This is a genomic window from uncultured Sulfitobacter sp., from assembly GCF_947499945.1.
Lineage (GTDB): Bacteria > Pseudomonadota > Alphaproteobacteria > Rhodobacterales > Rhodobacteraceae > Sulfitobacter.
The window spans coordinates 1-24142 of record NZ_CANMQD010000001.1 but is presented as its reverse complement, the minus strand read 5'-3'; the positions used below and the strand labels follow the sequence as shown (position 1 = coordinate 24142).

Here is a 24142-nt window from a genome sequence, read left to right as displayed (position 1 = left end):
ATGCCACGTCGGACATGTCTTTTGACAGAGCTGTAAGGCAGTCAATATGGTTTCTTTTAAACGTTGAGTTTCGTAGCATGTCCAATATGAGAACAGCATTCCATTTTATATTGTTATCAATAGCATCGATTGCAGGCACCCCTGCACAATCTAAACCTGCAGACCTGACTGGTTTATCCTGCGAGCGCCTATCCTTCGTCGGCCCACGGACATGGGAATTTTACGGTGAAATCGCGGTGAGACGATATGAAGAAGGGCAAGGGCAACCGCAAAGGTTCGTCCGCGTGGGTGATGGCGCTTACGAAAGATACAGCCGATTTGATGGGGAGTGGGACGCCGTGTTCTATTTTTTTGACGTGGGCGATGGCGTGCAAATGCGAATTCTTTCGAGACCGGGTCTCAATGTTCGTGAGCAAAACCCACGGGCCTCTTGGGTTGATGACGTGTTTCCGTTTGCCGCTCAATGCATGCCGCTTGGGGAAAGACAATGAAATTGGCTTACAGCCCGTCTACTTTACGTTTGAAGTATAGAAACGCGGCGAAGCAGCCAATATTCTCTAATTGTAGACGGCAGCAAAGTCCGCATAGCTGACCTCTGTGCGGTAAGAATGCTGTACAAACTACGAATGGCTGCTTGGTCACGAAGCGCTAAAGCGTTTTAACCCAACGCGAAGGTCGGCAAGGGACGGTTGTGTGTTTACAATGCTCCTGCCGTGCAATCGACGCTGCCCAATTTGCCAAAAAACGGTTGATTAGATTGTACCAAGGTTCGTTTGGCTAGGTTGCGTTGCAAAAGAGCAACAAAATATTCGCCAGCATCCTGCTTCCGCTATGCTTCCGTAGATTTTCCGTGGCGAGGTTGCGTTTCTTTTTAAACGGCTATGCCATTGAACATAAAGAGTAAAATGGCTCCGACGGTAGGGATCGAAGCCATGTCATCGGGTCTCATAAGCCCTTGCATTACAAGACTTATCAAAGCGTCCATCCGGCGGCGGTGCCGCAGTCTGGTGGGACACTTTTAGGAAAGAATTAACCTGACCTCAAGCGAATCTGATCATAGGGCGTTCTCTCAGTTTGATAACCATCTCCAATCCTGTCGATCATTAAGGCGAGTACGATGGCATAATCAGTGCGCTTCTTACGTCTTAGCATCACTCATTTTACAAAACTCCAGATGGGAATTTTTCGCCTGCGTCACGAAGTACACCTGCCAATTTTTTGTACATGCTTGGGTTGCCTCTTTTGCTTTCAGGATTGTTGTTTACGCTGGTAAGCTCTCCATCAATGCGCATTTTAATCACGTCTTGATCTTCGTCGTACCAAACGCGGATTGTTACGTCTGTGCCTACTGCCATGCGATGCTCTCCAATGCTCTAAGACAGAGGTAGCCTAATGACTGGCTGGATGAAATTCAAACTTAGACGCTATCGAGCATTGCGAAGTGCTGCATATGTCCAATGTTACCTTTTGTCATGTCTCCCTTTTTAGTGCCCCGTGCTGGAGTGGCTGAACGCCCTGGAAAATGGAGAGTTTCTGGAGCCGAGATTTATTTTTGGGAGCGGGCAGGGCAGGCGCGATGCCACGTCACTCAAGCGATGGCCCGTCATCAGCCAACTCATTTCGTACGGACGTCAGGCGATCACGAATGGCCCGAAGTGATTTACCGACGCCAAGGCGATCCGCAACGTCGCTAATCAGCTTGCCGATTTCATCCGTAATTCGATCCAAGATGCCTTCACGGCGAACGACTTCTTTCTCGCGGACCAACAACTCAGTGTCGCGTTGATCAATTGTTGTTTCCCGCTCATCCATCTGTTCTTCTGCCTTATCGAGAACGCGCTCTTTGATGTTCAGGGCTTCCTCCCGCTGGTCAGTGGCCTGAACCATGGTGGCCAGCACTGCCTTTGCTTCGGTGTATTCTTCCAACCTTGCTGCAAGGCGATTGCGGTAAGTTGCCAACCGTTTGGCTTCCTTCGCGTTCAATGCCTCTTTCGCTTCCAGCTTTTCGACACGCGCCCGCATTTCATCGACCCGATCACTGAATTGCTTGACCTCTTGGCGCTTGGCTTCCAGTTCAAGAGGCAGGTCTTGGTGCAGTTGTTGAACTGAACGGTTGTAGATTTGGCTTGGTTGATCGCCATGGGCGATGCGCACGGATTTACGAACCCCTCGCTCGATACCAGAAGCATGTTTCTGAATGACCTCAGCTGCGATATCTTGCAACCTTGATCCCTTCATCACCCGCGACATCGGCACCCCTTCATGGTCACGGCAGTCCCATACGACATGCGCATGAGGAGCGGTTTCATCCGCGTGAACGACCAGACCGCGAATGGTTGTGCCGTATTCGTCAGCGATGCACTGGGCGACCTCAAGGTACGCTTCATCTTGCTGTGCCGTTGTCAAAGCCTCAAAGATTGGTTGAGCTGCATGGCCAAAGGTAATGATGCCGATAGTGGCTACGGCTGCATCTGCTCGCAACGCACGGCTTGGGCTGGTCTTTTCACGCAGTTCTTTTGCCCGTGCTGTGATTGCGGCTGGCATTGGCAGCTCAACCAGCACACGGTTCAGCTCAGAGCGTTCATCCTGGACGTAGCTTGGTGTAAGTCCGATGCGCAGATCATGGCGGCGCTGGTTCTTGTACTTGGATCGGTGCGTGTGTTTTACACGGACGGAGATGGCTTTTGATGGTTCTTGATCGGACATAATTGGGTTCCTTGGGGAGGGTTACCCCATGATCCGCCAAGTCCGCGAAAGTACAAAATCAGTTTCTTTGATTTATAACCTACTAGCGCTAACCACCCCGATGGGGAGGTTACCTCTTTCCGGCAAAGGGGTGCGCTGCCCCTTTTGAAACCCCAAGCCAAGGCCGCTTCGCCCTTTGGAAACCCAGAAAAAAACCGCATTTTGCCCTAGCGTCAGCTATGTGTCTGTTTGCTGGTGGTCCGCAGGCCAAAACGAATTGGAAATATATCAGGGGACCCTTCAACATTTACCTTTTGCAAGGTGCATGAGGCGTGAATTCTGTGTTGAAAAAATATTGGGCTCTTGACTGATCTACTGTAATTTTGCGTTTCATCAACGCCAGTGTTCGACGAGGTCAATACCGAAAGTTCTGTGCATTTTAATGAACACTACCACGCCGAATTTGTCAGTAGTGCTGCTTTTTTTCTTGTAATAGGTTGGTCGAGCTTGATCCCCAACTCCATCTCTCCGATAAAGCTCATAGCTTGGACCTCAACACCGTTGACTTGCATCGACATAATTCGCCTCTCGACGCAATAACGGTCAGCCAAAAATGAGACTTTCTGCCCCTTGAATACCGTTCCGCTATCCATTTTGCATATCACAATATTATCGCGAAACCGCTCGGCTACAGTTCCAACTTTTTTGGCCTCACCTATTTCTAGTAGTAGCTCAAGAGCGTAGCTGTGATGCAAATTGTTTAAACTTGAACATATAATGCGAATGAAATGAGCAAACTCCAAAAATTGCTGCTGCCCCAAAATTTCATCGACCGAGACGGCCCCGTGAGAGGCATCATTGCGGTATTGCACCAGTTCCGCTAACTTAGCCGAAATCTGTTCGGTGGTTCGTTGCCCTGCAGTTGCAAAGAAATCAATGACTTCAGCATCTTTAGATATCCAATCCGCTACATTCGAAATTCCGAACCTTTGATAGATTTCAGATAGCTCTTCCCAGCGAAGATTCATACGATGGCGTGTTAAGCACTCACCCACCAAGTTATATTGGGGATTGCAAGCCAATGCTGCATTGTAACCTGCTACCATATCCTCAACCGATAATTGATCGTATCTGGAACTGGGCAACAGACCAATAATATAGGAAAACCCTTTAGGGTAATCCCTGACTATTTTGTCTGGTAATTCGTCGAAAGTTTTGCGTGATGTTAAAAAGTGGAGCCAGTCATGTAGTATGCTTTCACAGTAATGCTCATACACTGCATAAAGGCGCGCGATCGCAGAGCAATGATCCATCACCCGCCATTCCATTGCCAATGGAGAACTCTGCTTTAAGTCATAAAGATCGTGCTCTAAGGGACTCAATTCTAAACTATTCTCGACTCGAGACAGAATACCTCTCATCCGGGCATTCACCTGCCAGTGAGCGATAATGGATTCTAGTTCTTTACATAGTTTTTCAAATTGATCTGAATACATTTCACTCTGCCGCGACACTTGCCAGCATATCAGAATACAGATCAATTCTCTGCTTTATGTCAGCTTTTGTATTTCCACGACCCGTAAATGTACCTTCCTCATTGTTTCGAAATAGTTCTTTCGTAAGCTCCAGAATTCGATCTTTTCTATCAATTAGGATCTGAATGTCATCAAGGTTTCGGGCAATCCCCACGGTGACGGCGTCAAAGAATGCTTTTTGTGGTCTGCCAAGGAATTCATCACTTGCAGGTAGATACGGCTGAAAAGCGACGTCACCAAAAATAGCCTCTACCGTATCCATAACCAATAGAAACTGAGTTTTCAATTTTTGTACGATATTTTTATCAAGACGTGTTGCCTTTAACATGTACAAGTCCAGAAATCCTTGCATTCCCTTTTTGTAATGATCAACATTTCTAAGTGCGAAGAAGCGTAATACTAATTCAGCATCTTCCATTTTTTGGTAAAAGCTTGACTTAACAAGCTTAGGATCATTTTTCGCAGACTCTTCGGGGTCGAACAACGGAAGCTTCCAAGCTTTGCGTATGGTATTATGATGAGAAAGGTCCATGATCGTTTCATTGAACTGACCCTGAAATAAGGCATTTCTGATCTCCTGTCGCTCTAACGCGACACCACCAGTATTGAGGCGTTCAAATACAATTTCCCTAAGCAGGAGCGCTTCTTCATCTTCAGGAGCTGACTCTTTGAGCATTACAATTGATGATATTGAACGCCGATCAATCCCAGCTTTTACTGTTTTTGGCAAATTATGATAGTATCGACCATCAAGTTCGGGCCAGTATTGAAGGCCTGTCAAAGCTAATTTCCCGTCGTAGAAATCTTTGATAGCGGTAATCCTTTGTTGACCATCCATCACCTCATATGAGTTGAAGTCTCTTTCATATAGGAAAACCGGAGGCACAGGTAAGTTGATCAAAAATGATTCTATCAATCGACTTTGTCTGACGGGATCCCATCGTGGGCGCCTCTGGTAGAATGGCCGAAGGTCCATATACTGATCGTCGGATAGTTGCTGCACAAAACCATGTAGCTTTTCTCGGTTATTTTCAACGACGATCCGTCCTTCACCTCTTGAGTAACGATCATTTATCTCTGCATCACTTAGTTTGGCTTTTGATTCAACTTTGGTTGTCTTCCACATTTTTGTTTCTTCAATTAGCATAGACATGTTCAAGACCTCAATTTGCCACTCACTGCAGTATGACTACAGATGTTGCGAAGTGTATGGCAAGTCGCCTTTGCCTACGGTTGAATTCAGTTGATTTTTGGGAGCGTATTGATGGCCTGATTAAGTGTGGGTGGTAGTGACGGCTTCCGGTAGACCTTATCGTGGATGTCTTTGCCTTCGTGTCCGATGATATCGCGAACAACTTTGTCATCAACGCCTGCATGATCAAGTTCGTTCTGCACATAGTGCCGCAGGCTGTGGAACGAGAGCTTTTCGCCTTTCGCGCCGAGTTGTTGATCAATGATTTGACGCATGCGACGGCCCACCTTGCGGCCAAACGCGTCATTTCCAGCTTCGTATAGTTCGGGGAAGAGGCAGTTTTGTTGGTTCCGCTCCGCCCTTTGCACATGATCCAAAAGGCCAAGATCAATCAGGTGGGAATGGACGGGGATCAAACGGCGTGAAGACAGGTTTTTGATCCGACGCAGCTCTGAATCTTCGATTGAGAAGCAGGCAACGCCATCACTTTCGACAATGTCAGATGGGGCAAGGCCCGCGATTTCTTCTCTGCGTGCTCCCGTATATGCGCCAATCAAGGGGCACCAGTAGATGCCGTTCTTGAAGACTTCTTGTCCGGGTTTCGTCTGGTGATGCTCCGAATGTGAGCCGGTCCAGACAGGGTTTTGAAAAACCACATGGAGCTGCTCGACGGAGAAGGCATCGCGTTTGTCACGGGCGCGGACTGTTTCTTTGCGGCGCAGCTTGGCAGGCTTCAGATTCAGGTCAACGGCCAAGCCTTCATCCCGCGCCCAATCGGCAATTTGATTGAGGTGATCAAGGTGGCGGTTGATGGTTCCGACTGACAGGCCAACCCTATCAAGGGGAAGAGAAGCAGCTTTCGCCATTACCTCGTCGCGTGTTGAAGCCTGATCCTTGGGGCTTTTACCCCAACTTTTCGGCATCTGGGCGAGGTCGGCGCGGAAGGCCTTCACATCAGGTTGGCGGATTTGGGTAATGTCGTCATGTCCGGTTAGCATCGTGAACAGCGCCGCAAAGCTCAGGTATTGGCGTAGCGTCTTTTCCTCGATGCCTTCAGTGCGCTTGATGGCGTTCATTCGCTCAACGATGGCCCGCAGGGTAGAAGAGGGCAGGGCGGGGTCACTATTGGGCGCACCAGGCAATGCCTTGGTCGTCAGGGCCTCTTTGGGGCGGTCATCGGCCCACGCTTCTGCTTTTCCGGACACAAACAGGTCCATAACCTGGATATATTCCAGCGCTGACAACTGATCCTGCCCTGTTTGTTCTTGGAGAACCCGCAGGATTGCCTGCCTACGGGGATGGCTGCTCAGATCACTGCGGATCAAATCGATATTATCGCGCACCAGATCGGAGGCTTCTTCCGAAACGTTGTGATTAATGCCATGCGACGAGACACGTTGCCATGCCTCGGCCATAGCGGCATCGTGGCGGGCATCATCTACCGGATCAAGGCTGTCCACGCGGCTGAGCAAGCTAAGCTGTGCGATCTTCGCCCGTTCTTTACGGATCACCTCAGACAGAAACGCCCGACCATGTTCTGGTGTGATCCGACTTCCAACAATTTGCTCCATGATCATATCACTCTCTGCACTGACTTTCCGAGCCAGGATATGCGCTTGCTGGCGATCTGTCGTCCCTAAGGAGAGCTTGATATCGATGTTTCCTGTGGAAAAGCGTCTGGTTTTGCGCCGCCATTGGTAAACGTCGCCGCGTTTCGAAAGGTGGGGCTGTGTGTTCATCATCATTCCGTTCTCTAAAAACGGATGGAACGCAAATGGCTGAGGTGGTGGAACACTGCGGTGCCGCAGTTAAAGACCATTTCCCTCATAAGGGCTTATATAACAAGTGCTTATGAGGGAAATGGCTCCGACGGTAGGGGTCGGAGCTAACATCTCATAAGTGCCTGATGTTGCTTTGTTATTTCAAGTCTCTTCGGTGTCGTGAAAGTGAATATATGACTATTCAGTATGACACATTCGGTATTGAGGCAAGCAAGAGAAGTCGACATGACGGGCGGAAATCAGACTTTCGCTGCTGGCGCAAAATACAGTCGGCGGGGTAAGAATTCGCCCCCTCTATGGAAATTCAAGGATGTTTGGAACGCCGGCCTGTGTCAGTAGCTCATAGAGCGGCTTCAATTTTACGATCCCGCCGCGACCTCTTGTAAAAAACACTCTTTGCTCTGCCCGGGATACAGCGACAAAAAATGCCAGTGCTTCTTCATCTATATCCGCTTTATAGTAAAATGAGCGATCCTTTAGGGAGAAGAAAATGATCGTGTGCGCCTCCAGTCCTTTACTTTTATGAACTGTCATCAGGCGAACCTGATTGATGCCTTGATACCTATCGATAACTTCCTGCCAAGTTTTAGCTCCCTCTGAACATTCAGCAAGAAATGCTGAGATGCCGTTTTTGATTTTGGAAACCCGTTTAGGGTTCTTATATTCTTGGGCTAACCTACGAAGCTTGTCCTCTCCGAGTTGCATTGTGATCAAATTGACCATGACATCCCAAGAGAATGAGCCATCGGATGACGTGGCTAACTCATGAAACGCCTTTGTCGCCTTTCGCAATATTTGCTCAAGTCCAAACTGCTCTGCGCTTCGTTCACCCATTGAGCCATGCGAAGTAGACATCAGTTGAACGAGATCGGGATAGGCCCGATATCGACGATCACCGGTTGCAACTTGAATAAACAGAACAACTGCTTGGGCCAATGGTTCTGAAGATAGATCCTGTAACGAAATACCACTTTCACCGATGGTTCGCGCTTCATTTCTGAGCGCTAAGCCTTCTTTTTCAAAAGCTGCTCTAAGGCCATCATTCTCGTGTTCATCCGCCTTTTGCCTGACCAAAATAATAAAATCATTGGCATTCAAACAGCCATTTTTGATCTCGCGAAGGATGAATTCAGCAAGACCCTTGCGCTCATCATCATCGCTTGGAAAAACTACTATGCCATCAGAAACGGTTGGAATTGGATCAGCCGTTTTCGAACAATTGACAGTGATTGAATCGGGCACAATTGCCTTTGCCATTGAATTCACAATATCCACGATCCGCTGATTGGATCTAAAGTTGGATGCTAGGGCTACATCCTGAGCGTTGAAATCAGTCGAGAACTGCCGAAATCGTTCACTTGTCGCTCCTGCAAATGTCATAATCAGTTGTTTGTTGTCTCCAACTGCAGTCAAAATTGACTTCGATCCACCAAATATTTCCTTCAGCAAGGCGTACTGCGGTAAGGTTGTATCTTGAAACTCATCCAGAAATACGTGGGTGTAACTGTTTAGGAACGCACTCTTGATAGGCGGGTTGAGGTGGATAATTGTATGCGCAAGCGCCTTAACCATATCAAAAGTAAGCGTTTGAGGGGTTCTTGAGAGCTGACTTGACCACCAGCTAAGAGTCATTGCTTCTACGGCTGATACTGGCTCCGGTCTTCTCATTGGAAAAGGTGATGGCGCGCTGCCCAAGTAAGCGTGACTATTTTTCACAGTGTCTTGATGAAAGGTTTCCTGACTAAAGGGTGCCTTCAGGTTGGGCCGGTCACCAAATTCTTTCCATATTCGCCAGTCTGGAAACGCAACTTCGTAGTTGCGATCGGGCTGAACCCAGTCGGGCAAACCCTCACGAAAGCGGTCCAAAATTCCTTTTGCAAACGCGTCAAAGGTATAAGAATCGAAACGTCCCGAAAGCTCTGACCCCACTCTTTTTGCTACACGCTCCTTCAAGTTTTTTGCAGCGTCTCGCTTAAAACTAATGGCCAAAATTTTCATTGGTGCGGGACAGGTATTCGTCTGCAATAGAAATGCTGCTCTTTGTGCCAGTAGTTCTGTTTTCCCGGCTCCTGGACCTGCTTGAACAGCTTGGGATATCGGACTGCGAACGACATCTAAACTGTCTCGATCGAGTTGGATGCCATCGCTTGGGCACCATTCATTTGGCAAAACGAACCTCATTCGGAAGCCTCGGGGCTCAGGTCAATCCCCAGGCGAGCGGCACAGTCTTCGAAAAGTCTTTGAAGTGGCTTGGGGCATTGTGCCTTTAGCTCTTCGTCAGTCAATAATGCAATCGCTTCGATATGCGAAATCGGCTTGCTCCCTTTTTTGAACAAGTCGTCGTAAATGGCTAATTCCGTAGCGGTTGGGGAACTCTTTTTATAGTCGGTTAGACCATTTCCAGATTTTCCAAATACACTCTCTACGTAATCATCTGCATCAAGTTCAGACACATCTTTGATTCTTGAAATAGATTGATACTGTTCTGGAAACGCCTTCAACATCATCATGTCAAGATCGAGATGGAGCGAAAAATGCACGCCATTCTCTTTTGCCCATTGGTATCGTTTGTTTAGCTCAGTCCTACCCAAGCCTCTCCAAGCTGCAGCGTTTTTGAGCTTATCAAAAGGACTCTCGGTACCGATTGATAACAACTGATCTGTCACATACTTAAGCCTCAACGGCCCCGCATTATGTCGTCCTAAATCATAATCGAGCAAGGTCACATGAGGGATATTGAGATCATTTAGGAGCTTCCAAAAGTGATTCACATGGCGACCGCCCAAAGGAACGAATGCAACAAACGCAGGATCCAAATCCAGTTGAGGATCAAATGCTTTTGCCAATTTTGGAATTACTATTTCTTCGGAACGACCTTCACCCAACACAACCAGCTTCGCGAAATACAGCTCGGGGTTTGAGCGCACGGCTTCGTAAATGTACTTGTATTTTTCGTCGGTCTTGGCCGGTAGGGTTATACTGTTCGCATATGACACTCGCTTTTGTTCATCATGCCGCATGTAGCGGATTTTTTCGGGTTTGACCCTCCGAATGGCTCCTGCAGAATGCGACGTCAATATTCCCATTGCGCTATCACTCGCGCACAAGGAGGACATCAGTGCTATCATTCGAGACAAGTAAAACGGCGATAGATGGTTCTCGGGTTCTTCAAGGGCAATGATTGTCAGCCAAGGTTTAAGTTCCGGGACATCACGATAGCCTTCAACAGACTTACCAATATGGCGTTCATTTAGCTGAATGATACTTGCGACAATAGAGATGTATAGAAGTGATGCCTGACCTTCACTCAGGTCCTCGATTGCATATTCTGCACCGGTTTCCGAAGGGCTCAGTTTCAAAGTCAGATCGCGAAGGGCCTTGTGAATTTCTTGTGCCAATATGCTAAGCTTGGCCTCCGAATATAATTCACCCTTGAACAGCTCGCCCCAGTTTTTTGATAGCTCGCTAACAACCCCATTAACGGCAGGGAGATCGTTAAATATTTTTTGCAACTCGGTTCTCTGGATTTCAAGTTGCTGTTTCCCAGAGGATAGATCTCCAAATTTTTCAAGCCAAACGAGAAGCTCTTTCATAGCGCTCTTAACCACAGCAGAGTTATTTCGCGTTGCAGGTAAGTACTTCAGCTGGATCCGCCTGCGTTGCGCCGCAGGCATAGGAATTTTGGCAATGTCGTCGTCACCAAAGGGAACATCTTCAGTGGTGGTAATCCAATAGATTTTTTGGTCAATGTCGTCTTCATCGATCCCGAACTCCCAATTGGCCTCAAGCCTGATTCTGGCCTGTAGGGGGCTTCCTGGTCCGGCACATGACATTGCGTGGAATGTTTCGACAGAGACATCAAGTGCGCTGCCGGACGGCGCGTCAACCGGGTTAACCAGCTCGGGGAAGTCTATTATGGCTTCAATGTAAACTTCCCTGCTGGTTACAAGGAGGATAGCTTTCGTATCGTCGCTTTGGGCAGCTGGACCGGGAACTTCACCAGCGCCAAAGTGGACGTCATCTCGTCTCAGACTTCGCTCGGCGGATGTGCTGCCGAAAATCCTTTGAAGGGCTTTTAAGACGGTCGTTTTACCGCTTCCATTATCTCCAATGAAAGCGGTCATCTCTGGATCAAGAATGATGACTTCCTCCTTTGATCCAAAACAACGAAAGTTCTTGAGACGTAATTCTCTAATATACATCGAGCAAATCCAAAAAAATACAACTTAGGCTTGAGTATACCGGTCATTCTGCGGTGAGAAGGCCAAACCGCCATTTTCAGTTTTCTCTGCAAGACGTTGAGCGCCACGCCGCAGCATTTTAAGAAGTTCTCAAGGGCAGAAGTAGGCCGTTCGCAGCAAGCCACCTGATGATTTTGTAACGGATGCTGCATTGTATCCGATGGCCGCAATCTCCGCCAATATAGTGACGCGGATCGTTTTGGATGGTGGTACACCCCAACGACTTGCGGCGCAGAGTGCATCAACATCAGATACAATCTGTCGAACGGCTTTTACCGTACGCCAGACTCTTGATATACTGTTTGACCAGTCCGACGAGCGAGATTCAGTAATTTTGCGCGGGATTGGTAGACCTTCTTCACAGGATCGCATAACTTTGCGCACATGATAAACACACCTGCCCAAAATCCAACTTTTGCCGAATTCTTCGCGGGTGGAGGTATGGCGCGTGCGGGACTTGGAGAGGCGCTCACCTGCACCTTTGCAAATGATATCGACCCAGCAAAATGTGCCACGTACCGGACCAACTGGGGCGGTGATCACTTGTATGAAGGCGACGTTGCCAAGCTGCCGGATGTGGCTTTGCCCGACGTTGATATGTGGTGGGCCTCGTCGCCTTGTCAGGATTTCTCACTGGCGGGCAATGGGCAGGGCTTAAACGGTGAACGATCCGGCGTTTTTAAGGATTGGATCGACGTTCTAGGCCGCTCAATGGCCTTGGGCCGTACTCCGAAGTTGATCTGTTTCGAGAACGTCGCTGGGCTGATCACCCGCAACAAGGGCCGCGACTTTGGCTATGTATTGAGAAGCCTGACCACTCGCGGCTACCAAGTAGGTGCCTTGAGTTTGGATGCCAAGCATTTTCTGCCACAAAGTCGCCCGCGCTTGTTTGTGGTGGCCGTCCGCGCCGACGCGCCCTTGACACCCAACCTGAAGGCGAGCGTGCCGAACCCCGAGTACCATTCCAAAGCGATCCGCGATTTCGTCGCTCGCCAACCGCGCAGTTTTGCGCAGTCCTGGGTGTGGTGGGACATCGGATTGCTGCCTTCGCGGACCCAAACCTTACAAGACTTGATTGAGCCACGCACGCAGCAACCTTGGCAGTCGGCTAAACAAGTCGATGCGATGTTGAACCTGATGTCACCACCTTCCCGTGCTAAGCTCGATGAGCTTCGTAAGGGACGGGGTTGGTCGATTGGTACCGTATACAAACGGGGGCGCCCGGGCCCGGATGGGAAAACTATTCAACGTGCTGAGCTGCGCAATGACGGGATCGCGGGGTGTTTGCGAACACCGGCTGGTGGTTCGTCACGTCAGATTGTAGTTTTCGTCAAAGGTAACGAGACAAAAGCACGATTGCTATCGCGCCGTGAGGTTGCGCGGTTGATGGGGCTGCCTGAGAGTTACATCCTGCCTGACAACTACAATGCCGCGTACAAACTTGCCGGCGACGGGGTCGCGGTGCCTGTCGTCGCTCACCTGTGCAAGACGTTAATCACCCCTTTGTTATGCGGCCAACAGCTGAGCGTTGTCGCATGACCCCGCAGGATTTCCGCACCGCCGCTTTGAAGAACCTCACTGATGAGACGGGCGTTTACGCGCTATGTGATCTGGACGGGGTGCCGATTTACATCGGTCAATCGGTCGATGGCATACGGACGCGGGTGCGGAGGCATCTGACTTCGGCACGCTCTGACATCATCGCGAACCGCCAGATTGATGTTTGGGAGATCGCCTTTGTCTGGGCTTGGCCTGTCGCTGATGTGACGCAAATTCCAGCGTTGGAGGGTCATCTGTTCGCAGTCTTCGATGCGCAGAAACCTCTTATGAACGGCAAAACTTTGACGGCAGGCCATTTGCCCGACCTCCCTGATAAGAGCATCGTTCAGGTAATCGAGGAGGACGAACGTGTGAACCGGTTAGTCCCCTCGGTGCGCTTGCCGCGACAAATCTCGCAATATCTTCGATTGGTGGACTATATCCTGACCGTGAAAGATGCACCGCACCTCAAACGGTCTCTGTCGGCGCATATTGCGCGGCTTTCGGATTACCATGAAAAGTTCCTGAACTGAGCGCGGGTTCGAGCAACTGCCATTGGAAGAATCGTGTGGGTTGGATAGGCTGGCTTTGATGTCATAAAAATGAGCAGAACAGGGGCTACGATGGAAAAGCAGACTTTGGTGCGACGCGCATCGAATGTCGGCTTTCGGTGGCGTTAATGTTCATCCTGAACGCGATATTATTGTTCTGCGTTGTAGCTCCATTCATGGGCTCGGCGATTGATCCAATCTAGGTTGCTTACTTTCACCGACGACCGCAAGTTTGAGGTAGTGGCCCCTCAAGATGTATGCGAATTTAACCGCTGGCGAAGTTCAAGAAATGTGGTGCGCATTTCTTCGCCTCTAAGGGAACATACGTTGCAAGGTAATATCAACTTACTCAAGCACTTTGGAATTACTGGATACGCGCTGGAAACGGCGATCCAAATTGGTTCACTCTGGGTTCGTCCGAAAGAGCTTCAAATGCACCTTGGCCGGTACGCCCAGCGGTTTGTCAGTTGTAATGATGATGAAGTTTATCAGTTCCAGCATATTGGTAGTGCGTCGGGAATAAAATATCGCGGGCGATACTTTGTTATCTCTACCGAGCATCAGCGAAAACTTGGAAGCGAGGGCCAAGTTGGGATCGTGTGCGATCCTGGGCAGTCGGTGATTACTCCAAGCATCATGTGGACTGTCGAGACCACCGATCAAGACGAGCGTGAAGACAACCTTGATTTTGTCATTTATGAGTTTGAACCATCAAAATACCCATACCGAACGCTAACTTCTCAGTTTTTCGAGGTTAACGAAAACACTGGGGTTACCGCATCAGTCGGAAAAGTTGCCCTAAACCTGGGCTATCCGACCAGACTTCAGAACGTTGATTACTATATGGGCGAAGTTGACTTACTCCTCGTGTCAAGTTTTGTAGAGCTGGTCGAAAAGACAACAACGGATGACGTCTATGTTATTCGTACCGTCGCGGAGGATCGATATATTGAAGACGGTATGAGCGGCTCTCCTGTATTCGAGGTTGTTCGTGAAAATGGGGTTTTCCGAGTGAAATGGCTTGGCATAGTCGTTCGCGGTGGAATGGAATCTCGATATGGACGTGTCATCAGCGCCGATTTTATTACGCGTCAAATGAACAGAGTTGTATTTTAGATGATTGTTCTTTCGGCTGTTTTTTATACTGACTGAAGGCACGAAGAGATCCGGATTGAGCGCATGATCAAATCCATACGAGACTGAAATGTTTGGAATGGTTGCAGAGTGACTTTTGGTTTCGTTGAGTTGAACGGTAGTAAAATTCGCGCATCGCCGTTTCACCGGTCAAAACGCTGCGCTCTGTACGAATGATAGCAATGATGGGCTGCACAGCGGCATCTTGAGCAGGTCTTAGAGGTCGGCTTAGGGCCGTTCGTGTCATTGGGAATATGATGGCCTTTCCGTATTGAACAGTCATGGCCTTGATGACTGGTCTGGCCCACGTTGTTCGCTTTCGCTCACGCGCCCGATGAGATTGACAAATTTCCGAAATAAGTTACCGATTTTTGTGTTTGATGGCTTGGGTCCAAACAGGCGTTCAATGAATGTGGGCGTGTCCTTCATGATTATGACGTCCTCGGTGACTTCTGCGTCTCCCGACGCGATCTGTGTCACCAGTTCATCCATTGCCGCGATTCCTGCGTCCAGCTCGGCTTCTTTTTGCAAGTAGCGTTCTTTTACGTCTAACGCGTGCCCAGCATTGTCTTCGGCGCGCACCAAGTTGCTTTTGACCTCCTTGATGCTGTTTTTCATATCCTTGGCTGCAGCTTTTTGCGCTGCGTGTTGTTGAGTAGACAGGCGCTGCTTGCGTGGACCATCGCGCAACAGACCACAAGGCTTGCCGACCTTCTCATAGTATTGGTCTTGGAGTTGTTTTAACGCTGCAGAATAGGCTTCTTTTTCTGGGATAGGGCCACGCGTTTTGCGCGCCACTTGGAGGTGCTCACCGTTCTCGGCTTCCCATTGCGTCATTAGGTCAGCGTTGCGTGCTGCGACCTCCTTGCAGGTCACCTCCCACGCGGCCAATTGTGCTTCTCGTTTGATCTTGTTCTTCTTCTGGGTCTCGCGGTTTTTAGAGGGGCGGGGTTGCTTGGGCTTGTTGGGGCGCTTTTCTAACGCGGGCTTGGGTAGTGATGGAATGGCCGTAGGGGTATCCAACTCATCACGCAGCATTGCTGCAGCCACCTTGCCAGCATGTAGTTTGTTCGCGTCCAGTTTGGGGTCGTGTGTATTGATGGCAATGATGTGGAAATGGACAAAGCCCTCATCCAAATGCATCACCGCAGACCAATCAATGTCATCCGGCATGCGGGCCGTAAAATCAGCCAACGCAAGGTTGATCCATTCTCTTATATCAGAGCCATGCGCTTTCTTGTCTGACAGAAGATCGGCAGCGGGCAGGGGGTGCGAATGGATTTCTGTATACAGCGTCGCGGCATCACTGCGCAGTTTGCGTGTGTATGTCGTGCCATCTGTGCGGGTTACGGTTTCGCGCAGGCCCTCCAGAATAGTGGTGCGTTTTTCTTGAAGTTGCCGGACAGACATAGTCCCACCGACTTTATACACCGGGCCTGGCTCTGCCACATGTTTAGAATATTCCGGCTCGCGTAACGCTTCCCCCAGAACCTGCGCGGCGGAATTGAAATGCCCGTCTGTGCCGCTCACCTTTTTGGTGGCTTCTGAATACGTTTCGATATGTATGAACTGGTATGACACGGCGGTTGCTCCTGATCCTATTTTTTAGGAGGTAGGCGCTTGGTTTTTCGAAACCAAGAACTCTTTCCCGTAAGGCTCCCGTCTGATATTCATTTTATGTGGATAAACAGATCATTGCAGCGCGAAGCTCTACCTATAGTGACAGACTATAGGTAGCTCTAAGAGCTACCTGTCTGCCCCTTGCGCCGGGGAGGCGCTCCGTCGTTTTGTACCAAAACAACTGCGCGAGACTGCGTCTCTTGCTTGATCGTTAAACAATCACGGTGATCGTTCTGCTTATTGCAGTCTCTGCCTGTTTTACACTTCGACCAGCTTGTCGACCAATCGGCTTCACTCGTGGAGAACATACCTTGTCCGTGTTTGCTCGCCGCACTGGTAAAGACGGCCCTGAAGGTTAGCCAATCAACGCCTCCGTTGGTCGATCAGAGTTCGTGATGTTGTGCGCGGCCAGTACCTCGGCCAACGCGTCCCCGTCGATCTCCCGCTGCTCCAAGAGGGCTGCTGCCACCCGCTCCACCAGTTTTACGTTGTCCTCAACGATTTCTTTCGCGCGCAGATAGTGTCCTCTGATATCCGAGTTCACGACCGATCCGAGGGGGGCGAGGGGATCGAGGTGGGTCAGCTTCACGGAACTGAGGGAGAGCAGGTTGTTTGGATAGAGCCCCCATGAATATCTTGCTTTGAACGCAATTTCCGTGGCCTGCTCCAAGTCGCTCTCTGCGCCGTTCGACACCGATCCGAGAAGGACGGCTTCTGCGGCACGGCCCCCCAGGGTGACGGCGATCTGGTCACAGACGTTTTTCTTTGTCGCGGCAAAGGGGATCTTGCCGAGATAGGCCCCACCGCGGGCCGTGATGCGCACCATGTCGGGCAAGGGTAGGCCGAGAATATGTGCTACAACGGCATGGCCCGCTTCATGGATAGCGATGCGATGCAAATCCTCCTGGCGTCCCTCGGGCGCAACATGGTCGACAGCTGCGTGGAGGTGCTGGTTGCAGAGCGTCGTGTTGCTATGACGGGCGTTGCCCCGTGCGTCGCGGACGACGGCCGCGACCTGCGCGCCTGACATACCAAGAAGACGGTCGGCGACAGTTGCAAGATCGAGATCCTGAGCACTTGCGCCCAGCTCAATCTCGCAGATCCGTTTGATCCCTGCGCGGTTGGGGTTCTCCAACGCCGTATGCCGATCAAAACGCCCGGGGCGGATGATTGCAGGGTCCACGTTCTCTGGCAGATTTGTTGCGCCCAGAACGATTACACCAGCAGTGTCATTGAGCTTTGTGAGGTGCTCGAGCAGGGCGTTGACGATTGCGGCGACATAGCCAGAATTGCGGTGTGAGACAGATCGCTTGGAAAAAGAATCCAGCTCATCAATGAAGAAAACGCAGGGGGCGCAAGCGATAGCGTTTTCCACGCTCTCGGACAGGGTCCGCAGAAAATCTCCCTGATGGCCCGCTTTTTGACAGATACCGTAGCTGGTGGCGATTAGCGGGATACCGGCAGAGCCGGCGAGGGCCTGGGCGAGAAGCGTTTTACCGGTTCCGGGAGGGCCGTAGAGGAGCACCGATGACGTGACCTCCGACCAAGGCAGATTGCCTGCCTGCCACTGGCCGAGGTCACTGAGGAGATGCTTCATGTCCTGTTGCGCTTGGGGCGGAAGATAGATGGCATCAAGAGAGGGGCCGCGCGCCACTTTGCCTGTGCCGAGGCGGCGGGTCAGTGCGAGGAGGCGATCTGCAACCTCAAGCGTAGCCTGTTCTGCAAACGCGCTTTTGACCAGCGGCATGGGCAGTTCTTGCAAGGCAGCGTCGTTGGGGAAGCGACCGCGGATCGCGGCGTCTGACAGCTTTCCGGTGACGGAATGGGTCTGCCGCAAAATCTCGATGACCATATCGCCCGTGACTGGGGGCAAGGTAGCAGTCCGCGTGCATAGCAGCTGCCCGCTGCGCGGCAGATCATCGCGGGTTCTGGCGACAACGATCACGTTGTTCCCTTTAGCGATCAGCCGGTCAACCTTGTCGTTGAACTCCTTGCGGCCGCGATGGCTTGATGCGGCCTGAACATTCGGAAGCTCCGCAACAGCGATGCCATGTAAGTGGATGCCTGCCTCATCAAGGGCCTGTGCGGTCTGTTCCAAGATGTCTGGGAACATTTCGAAGAAGAGCTCGCGCTCTGCATCGTCGGGAATTGACAGCAACGTAACAGCTTGTGGTGACACAAGAGACCGCGCCATCTCTGGCGTGTTGAAGACGGCCGCAAAGCGTGCGGCAAAGATCAAACGGGTCAGCGGGAGCTTTGCCTGCTGAAGGCGGGTAGTGCCATCGGCTGCGGTGGCATAGGGGTCAATGCCGCGCGACTGCCACTCAGCAATCTCTTCGGGTCCGAGATTGTCAGCGGCCGTGGTCTGGTATGAGGGCAGGGTGGGGACGTCCTCGGGCGTGTCTGGAAAATCCATCAACGCGGCATCACCCCCGTCATCGAAGGGGTGCTTGGAAGGCGTAAACCGGACGGGAGAATTGGTCCGCCGGTGGTTCTCGGCAGAGACGCGCCGGAGGACATCCTGCATCAGGTCGAGAGTGAAGGCGGGAGTTGCGCTATCGCGAGCGATAGAATGGTGGGGCATTGGCATGCCTCCTTTTGTTCAATGAATAAGGGGAGAGAAGAAAGGTCAGGCGGCGATGTCTGGAACCTGACTGTTGGTATCGGGAAAACGCGTTTCGATCTCGTCGAGGAGGCGGTGGATGAAGGGGGCGGCGTCGGGGCGATAGATCTCGCGTGTGACGTTGATGGCATCGCCATACTCGGCCTTGGCCACAACCATGTCCGGAAACTGCGCGGTGAGCGTCCTGTGCGCGCGTTCCTCCTCTGCCCGGGCGTCGTGTCCGGTCGGCAGGTTCACGACACGCAGCACCTCCGTGGTGATGCCTTTGTCGATGCCCAGCTGGTGCCGGAGGCGCTTTGCCGGACGTGCGCTGTAGCCGAGCTTGAGAACGGGTCGTCCAGGAAGATCAATCCGAAAAATGTAGATGTGGGAAGGCCGAGCCGTTCTGCCAAGACTACAGCCCGAACAGGCGCAATCGCCCCAGACCATGTTGCCGACCATAATGTCCTGCGTCTGTCCGCAGGTGTGACGATAGCTGCGATAGCTCGGTTTGCCGCTGGAGGCGGGACCAACGAGGTCCCAGCCGAATTTGCGTGCTTGCGCGCGATAGCGCTCTTCGCGGCATGTCTTGCAGCCGAGACCGTGCCCTCCGTCAGCCGCGAGTGCTACCCGGTGGAACTGGCGCCGCACCTGATGCCCACAGGAGAGCTGGTAAAACCCATAGTGGCGGCGTTTGGGGGCACGCCCCAAGAGCACTGCACCTACTGTCCGTGCATGCTCAATGCGCTGGTGCTTGATGCAATGGGGGCATTCGGGGCTATGCCCGAGAACGACACTCACGCGTTTTGCATGTGTGCAGCCGCAGTCATGACAGAGCAGTGCAACATGCAGTCGGTCTTTGACGCGATCAACGATGGTGAAGCCCTTTTTGCGCGCGGCCTTCCGCCATTTTGCTGGGACCTTTCCGTCGAAAGGGGCGTAAGTCGGGGTGGCGGAGCGAGAAAGCCGGACATAGTCGGGAAACAGTGCGGCATGGGTGGATGTGTGCTCGGCAGGCATAGGGGTGACGGGGGGCAGCATCATGATGAGGCGCTCCTATATGTGATTTGAAAAGGGAGGGTCAGGACCGCGTCAGACGCGGTCCGTGTGCTTGAGATCAGGCAGCGTGCAGGGTGTGATCCCGCTCGAAAAACGCGGCTTGCATAGACGCGATCCCGAACAACAGAGGAAGCGCCCGGTCCAACAGGTTGCGCAGGTCTGTGCCGCGCGGCGCAGATGCGCGACGAGCGATTGCCGCTTCCATCGTCTCACTCAGCGTGGGGTGATCGCCCGTCTCGATATCGAGCAGTGACACCAGCTCCTTCACCGTCTCGATAAGCAGGGGAACAGCAGTGGCACCTGCATGCGCGCGCAGAAACGCAAAAGCGGACGCTTCGGTCGCGACCCAGGCATCGGCCGTCGCTTCACCCGCACTCTCGACGGCGGAGTAGTCGAGATGCGGCATGTGCTTCACATCCTGGTCCAGCGCGATGGTGCGCTCCATATGATGCAGCACCTCCTCAAAAGCCTTGAGAGAAAACGGGGAGGGGGTGGCGGAATGCGCGGCGCGCGTGGTAATCGTGTTGATAGGCATGAGGATCTCCTAAGGATCGTTGTGACAAGTGTGGGAGAGGGAGTTGCACCTCCGTCTCTCACACGCTATAATTAACTTTATAAATTTAAAAAGTCAATCGGTGATATGAAAAAAATTGGGCGCCCATCAAAAAACACCGAGCAGGTCACTGTGAGACTGCTGGTCAATACTATTGAAGCCATAGATGCAGCGCGCAGATCAGAGGATGATCTGCCCAGCAGGCCGGAGATGATCCGCAGGATGATTGATGATTGGTTGGACCGGCATGCTGAAGAGAACCCGAAGAAGGTTGAATAATCGAATTTTTGTGATTCATAAGAAATGTCTTTTGACCGAACGATAATTTTTGATCAGAAGGCGGGTATTAGGCGTACCTCGTCGCCTATGAGGGACCTTTCTGCCATTCGCTGCGGTTGCAAACTCTATTACCTTGAACAGGCAGCACTCGACAATAAGGGCGGAAACCGGACCTTAGCTGCGTCTGCGAAGGTCCTGTGCCAGAATTGCAAAAGCGGCCGTTCAAGCCGTAGTAGACCAAAGCCCCCATGCTGCGCTGCGCACCAAGGTCCGCTATGCGCAGTTAGTGTACTTTGCAAAGTCGCGCGAACGGCCCAAAACTACCGTTCCAGTTAGCCCCGTACGCTGCGGCGCAGCTCCCAGAAGCAGACATTGATACGTTGCCGCAGCATTATTGAGGTATTGAGGTCTGCAATGCGGACCAAGCCGACAATTGACGATTTGCGACGAATGGCTGCTATTCGCATGCCGTATTAGCAGCGAAGAACAGCAAGGGCGGGAACCGGTCATTCGCTGTGGCCAAAAACGAGATACTTCGCGATTTCGAAAGCTGACATTCACAAGACTGTGCAATGCTCACTGATCAGCTGATGGTCCGAGCAATGATGCGGCGCAGGCGCGAGCTTTGGCAGGCGGCATTGCCGCAAAGGGTATCAACCAAGACCTGTCCGTGTATCGCCGAAAATCCATTCTCCTGCGCATTCTGATCCTCGAAGCATCATTGCTACCAGAGGACGCTGCATGACCAAGATTGACCAGATTGAAACTGTCGTTGTCGATGTCCCGACCATTCGTGGTCATGTTCTGTCGATGGCGACGATGCGTTCGCAGACGGCCGTTCTGGTGCGGATCAGGTTCTCGGACGGGTCTGTCGGACTCGGTGAGGGTACGACGATCGGTGGTTTGACATACTGTGTCGAAAGCCCGGAGAGCATTCAGTCTGCCATCGATACCTACATCGCACCTGCGCTGAAAGGCAAAGCAGCGGATGATGTGAACGCCGCGATACAGCTGATGGACAAACTCGTGCGCGGCAACCGGATTGCCAAAGCGGCAGTCGAGATCGCGTTATGGGACGGGCTGGGCAAGCGCCTTGGTGTCCCGGTTTCGCAGTTGTTTGGCGGGCAGGTCCATACGCGTATGCCGGTTGCATGGACGCTGGCGTCCGGCTCCTCCGATACCGATATCGCCGAGGCGCTGGAGATGATCGAGACACGCCGCCATAACATTTTCAAGCTCAAGATCGGCAAACGTTCTGTTCGCGATGATGTAGCCCATGTTGCCGCCATCAAACGCGCTGTGGGCGATGCAGGTTCCGTGCGGGTGGACATCAATCAGGCGTGGTCGTTGCACGATGCGCGCTGGGGCCTCAAGGGATTGCAGGATGCCGGATGCGAGCTGGTCGAGCAGCCAGTGCAGGGCCGCTATGTCGAGGCGCAGCGCGAGCTGACAGCGAAATACGAGATTGCCGTCATGGCGGACGAGGTGCTGAACGGCCCCGAGGACGCGCTTGAGATTGCTGCCAATGCGGCGGCGGATGTTTTCGCGGTCAAAGTTGCGCAGTCGGGCGGGATCAAGCGCGCCTCCGAGGTTGTCGCCATCGGGCAGGCGGCGGGCCTTGGCCTTTACGCAGGCACCATGCTGGAGACGGGATTGGGCACGGCGGCGGCGCTACAACTCTTCTGCACCGTCGAGAAACTGCGCTGGGGCACCGAGCTATTTGGCCCACTTCTGCTGACCGACGATATTCTGGCAGAGCCGATAAAATACAGTGATTTCTGCGTTGAGGTTCCGCAAGGCGCGGGCATCGGCGTGGCGCTCGACGACGACAAGGTCGCCTATTTCGACCGTAACAGGAGCACCCCGCAAAAGCATCTCGCGGAAGTTTAACACCATCAAAACGCCGACAGCCACAAAGGCGCGGCACCCAGAGGAGGACTGAATATGTTTACCCATTCAAATCTCGACGAGCTTGAAAGCCGCCTTGACGGCATCGTGCAAGACGACCCAGAAAAGGGAGTTTTCCGCGCCCGCCGTGACATGTTTACAGATGAAGAACTGTTCGAGCTGGAGATGAAGCACATCTATGAGGGCAACTGGATCTACATGGCCCACGAGAGTCAGATCCCGAACCCCGGTGACTATTTCACGTTGCACATGGGCCGCACGCCCGTTGTCATCACCCGAGACAAAGACGGTGAGCTGAACGCACTGGTCAACTCCTGCTCGCACCGCGGTGCCATGCTGTGCCGGTTCAAGCGCCGCAACCAGAAGACATTTACCTGCCCGTTCCACGGCTGGACCTTTGCCAACACGGGTAAGCTTCTGAAGGTCAAAGACCCCAAAGGCGCGGGCTACCCCGAGCAGTTCAACAAAGACGGCAGCCACGACATGACAAAAGTGGCGAAGTTCCAGAACTATCGCGGCTTCCTGTTCGGCTCGCTTAATGCTGATGTTGCACCGCTTGAGGAATACCTCGGCGAGGCCTGCAAGATGATCGACATGATCGTTGACCAGTCCGAGGACGGCATGGAAGTGCTGCGCGGCTCCTCCACCTATACCTTCGATGGCAACTGGAAGCTTCAGGCCGAGAACGGCGCGGACGGCTATCACGTCTCGGCGGTACACTGGAACTATGTTGCCACCACATCGCACCGCACCGTGGACGGCAAAGAAGACAACATCAAAGCGACTGATGCCTCCAAATGGGCCAAGCAGAAGGGTGGTTTTCATTCCTATGTGAACGGCCATTTGCTGCTGTGGACCACATGGGACAACCCAACCACACGCCCGAATTATGCCCGTCTGGACGAATGGAGCGAGACCTACGGCAAGGCCAAGGCCGAATGGATGGTCGGCGTGCTGCGCAACCTCTGCGTCTATCCCAACGTCTTCTTGATGGACCAGTTCAGCAGCCAGATCCGAGTATTTCGCCCGATCAGTGTCGATAAGACCGAAGTCACGATCTATTGCATCGCGCCAAAGGGCGAAGATCAGGCGTCACGCTCCTTGCGCATTCGCCAATATGAGGATTTTTTCAACGCTTCCGGCATGGCGACACCGGATGATACCGAAGAATTCCGTGCGACCCAGCGCGGGTATGCGGGCGCTGCACATGCAAAATGGAACGACATCTGCCGGGGTGCAACCCAGTGGATCGAGGGTCCGGACGAGGATGCAAAGGCATTGGGGATCAACCCGATCATGTCAGGTGCGCGCACCGAGGACGAGGGATTGTTCGTGATCCAGCACACTCAATGGGCCGAGCGCATGGCAGCAGCCGTTGCCAAGGAGCGCGAAAACGCAGCCAGCGTCCAAGTTGCGGCTGAATGAGGAGATAAGATCATGACAACTGCAACACTCGAGAAGAC

At 52.1% G+C, this 24142-nt stretch carries 18 protein-coding genes; 7 read left to right on the top strand and 11 right to left on the bottom strand.

Annotated features, from left to right (window positions below):
- Positions 1-86 precede the first annotated feature (86 nt).
- Positions 87-491: a hypothetical protein gene (locus Q0775_RS00090; protein WP_298856939.1), complete on the top strand. Its 405-nt coding sequence runs from the start codon at positions 87-89 to the stop codon at positions 489-491.
- 669 nt (positions 492-1160) lie between these two features.
- Here Q0775_RS00090 and Q0775_RS00085 read toward each other — a convergent pair.
- The 7 genes from Q0775_RS00085 to Q0775_RS00055 form a co-directional block, all read right to left on the bottom strand.
- Positions 1161-1355, bottom strand: a complete 195-nt coding sequence (locus Q0775_RS00085; protein WP_298856937.1) for a hypothetical protein — start codon at positions 1353-1355, stop codon at positions 1161-1163.
- 229 nt (positions 1356-1584) lie between these two features.
- Positions 1585-2706 (bottom strand): plasmid recombination protein, encoded by a 1122-nt coding sequence (locus Q0775_RS00080; RefSeq protein WP_298856935.1) that lies wholly within the window; start codon positions 2704-2706, stop codon positions 1585-1587.
- A gap of 428 nt (positions 2707-3134) precedes the next feature.
- Positions 3135-4181: an MAE_28990/MAE_18760 family HEPN-like nuclease gene (locus Q0775_RS00075; protein WP_298856933.1), complete on the bottom strand. Its 1047-nt coding sequence runs from the start codon at positions 4179-4181 to the stop codon at positions 3135-3137.
- A 1-nt stretch (position 4182) separates the two neighbouring features.
- Positions 4183-5373 carry a DUF262 domain-containing protein gene (locus Q0775_RS00070; RefSeq protein ID WP_298856931.1) on the bottom strand — a complete coding sequence of 397 codons (1191 nt, stop codon included), beginning with the start codon at positions 5371-5373 and terminating at the stop codon, positions 4183-4185.
- Between the two features lie 86 nt (positions 5374-5459).
- Positions 5460-7157, bottom strand: coding sequence for a site-specific integrase (locus Q0775_RS00065; protein ID WP_298856929.1), 1698 nt, complete (start codon positions 7155-7157; stop codon positions 5460-5462).
- A 330-nt stretch (positions 7158-7487) separates the two neighbouring features.
- A complete protein-coding gene (locus Q0775_RS00060; RefSeq protein WP_298856927.1) occupies positions 7488-9362 on the bottom strand; it encodes an ATP-dependent helicase in 1875 nt (624 codons plus the stop codon).
- 8 nt (positions 9363-9370) lie between these two features.
- Complete coding sequence (locus tag Q0775_RS00055; RefSeq protein WP_298856925.1) at positions 9371-11395, bottom strand: AAA family ATPase; 2025 nt, start codon at positions 11393-11395, stop codon at positions 9371-9373.
- A 423-nt stretch (positions 11396-11818) separates the two neighbouring features.
- On the opposite strand from Q0775_RS00055, the gene Q0775_RS00050 reads away from it, so the two are divergent.
- The 3 genes from Q0775_RS00050 to Q0775_RS00040 all read left to right on the top strand — a co-directional run bounded on the left by Q0775_RS00050 (position 11819) and on the right by Q0775_RS00040 (position 14640).
- Positions 11819-12973, top strand: coding sequence for a DNA cytosine methyltransferase (locus tag Q0775_RS00050; RefSeq protein ID WP_298856923.1), 1155 nt, complete (start codon positions 11819-11821; stop codon positions 12971-12973).
- Entirely contained in the window at positions 12970-13506 is a 537-nt protein-coding gene (locus tag Q0775_RS00045) for a GIY-YIG nuclease family protein (protein WP_298856921.1), read from the top strand. The genes Q0775_RS00050 and Q0775_RS00045 overlap by 4 nt, the downstream gene beginning before the upstream one ends.
- A 258-nt stretch (positions 13507-13764) precedes the next feature.
- Positions 13765-14640 carry a hypothetical protein gene (locus Q0775_RS00040; RefSeq protein ID WP_298856919.1) on the top strand — a complete coding sequence of 292 codons (876 nt, stop codon included), beginning with the start codon at positions 13765-13767 and terminating at the stop codon, positions 14638-14640.
- Between the two features lie 297 nt (positions 14641-14937).
- Here the strand turns inward: Q0775_RS00040 and Q0775_RS00035 are convergent, their stop codons facing one another.
- From Q0775_RS00035 to Q0775_RS00020, 4 genes are all read right to left on the bottom strand, one after another.
- The gene (locus tag Q0775_RS00035; protein ID WP_298856917.1) at positions 14938-16239 is read right to left on the bottom strand and encodes a Mob protein; all 1302 of its coding nucleotides are present in this window, start codon (positions 16237-16239) and stop codon (positions 14938-14940) included.
- A gap of 394 nt (positions 16240-16633) precedes the next feature.
- A complete protein-coding gene (locus Q0775_RS00030; RefSeq protein WP_298856916.1) occupies positions 16634-18862 on the bottom strand; it encodes an AAA family ATPase in 2229 nt (742 codons plus the stop codon).
- 45 nt (positions 18863-18907) lie between these two features.
- Positions 18908-19924: a hypothetical protein gene (locus Q0775_RS00025; RefSeq protein WP_298856914.1), complete on the bottom strand. Its 1017-nt coding sequence runs from the start codon at positions 19922-19924 to the stop codon at positions 18908-18910.
- Between the two features lie 73 nt (positions 19925-19997).
- Positions 19998-20474 carry a hypothetical protein gene (locus Q0775_RS00020; RefSeq protein WP_260000958.1) on the bottom strand — a complete coding sequence of 159 codons (477 nt, stop codon included), beginning with the start codon at positions 20472-20474 and terminating at the stop codon, positions 19998-20000.
- A gap of 105 nt (positions 20475-20579) precedes the next feature.
- Between Q0775_RS00020 and Q0775_RS00015 the strand changes: the two genes are divergently transcribed.
- The 3 genes from Q0775_RS00015 (at position 20580) to benA (ending at position 24104) form a co-directional block, all read left to right on the top strand.
- Entirely contained in the window at positions 20580-20771 is a 192-nt protein-coding gene (locus Q0775_RS00015) for a ribbon-helix-helix protein, CopG family (protein ID WP_298856905.1), read from the top strand.
- A 741-nt stretch (positions 20772-21512) separates the two neighbouring features.
- Positions 21513-22661: a muconate/chloromuconate family cycloisomerase gene (locus Q0775_RS00010; RefSeq protein ID WP_298856903.1), complete on the top strand. Its 1149-nt coding sequence runs from the start codon at positions 21513-21515 to the stop codon at positions 22659-22661.
- Between the two features lie 54 nt (positions 22662-22715).
- Positions 22716-24104 carry a benzoate 1,2-dioxygenase large subunit gene (benA, locus tag Q0775_RS00005; protein WP_298856900.1) on the top strand — a complete coding sequence of 463 codons (1389 nt, stop codon included), beginning with the start codon at positions 22716-22718 and terminating at the stop codon, positions 24102-24104.
- Positions 24105-24142: the final 38 nt, after the last annotated feature.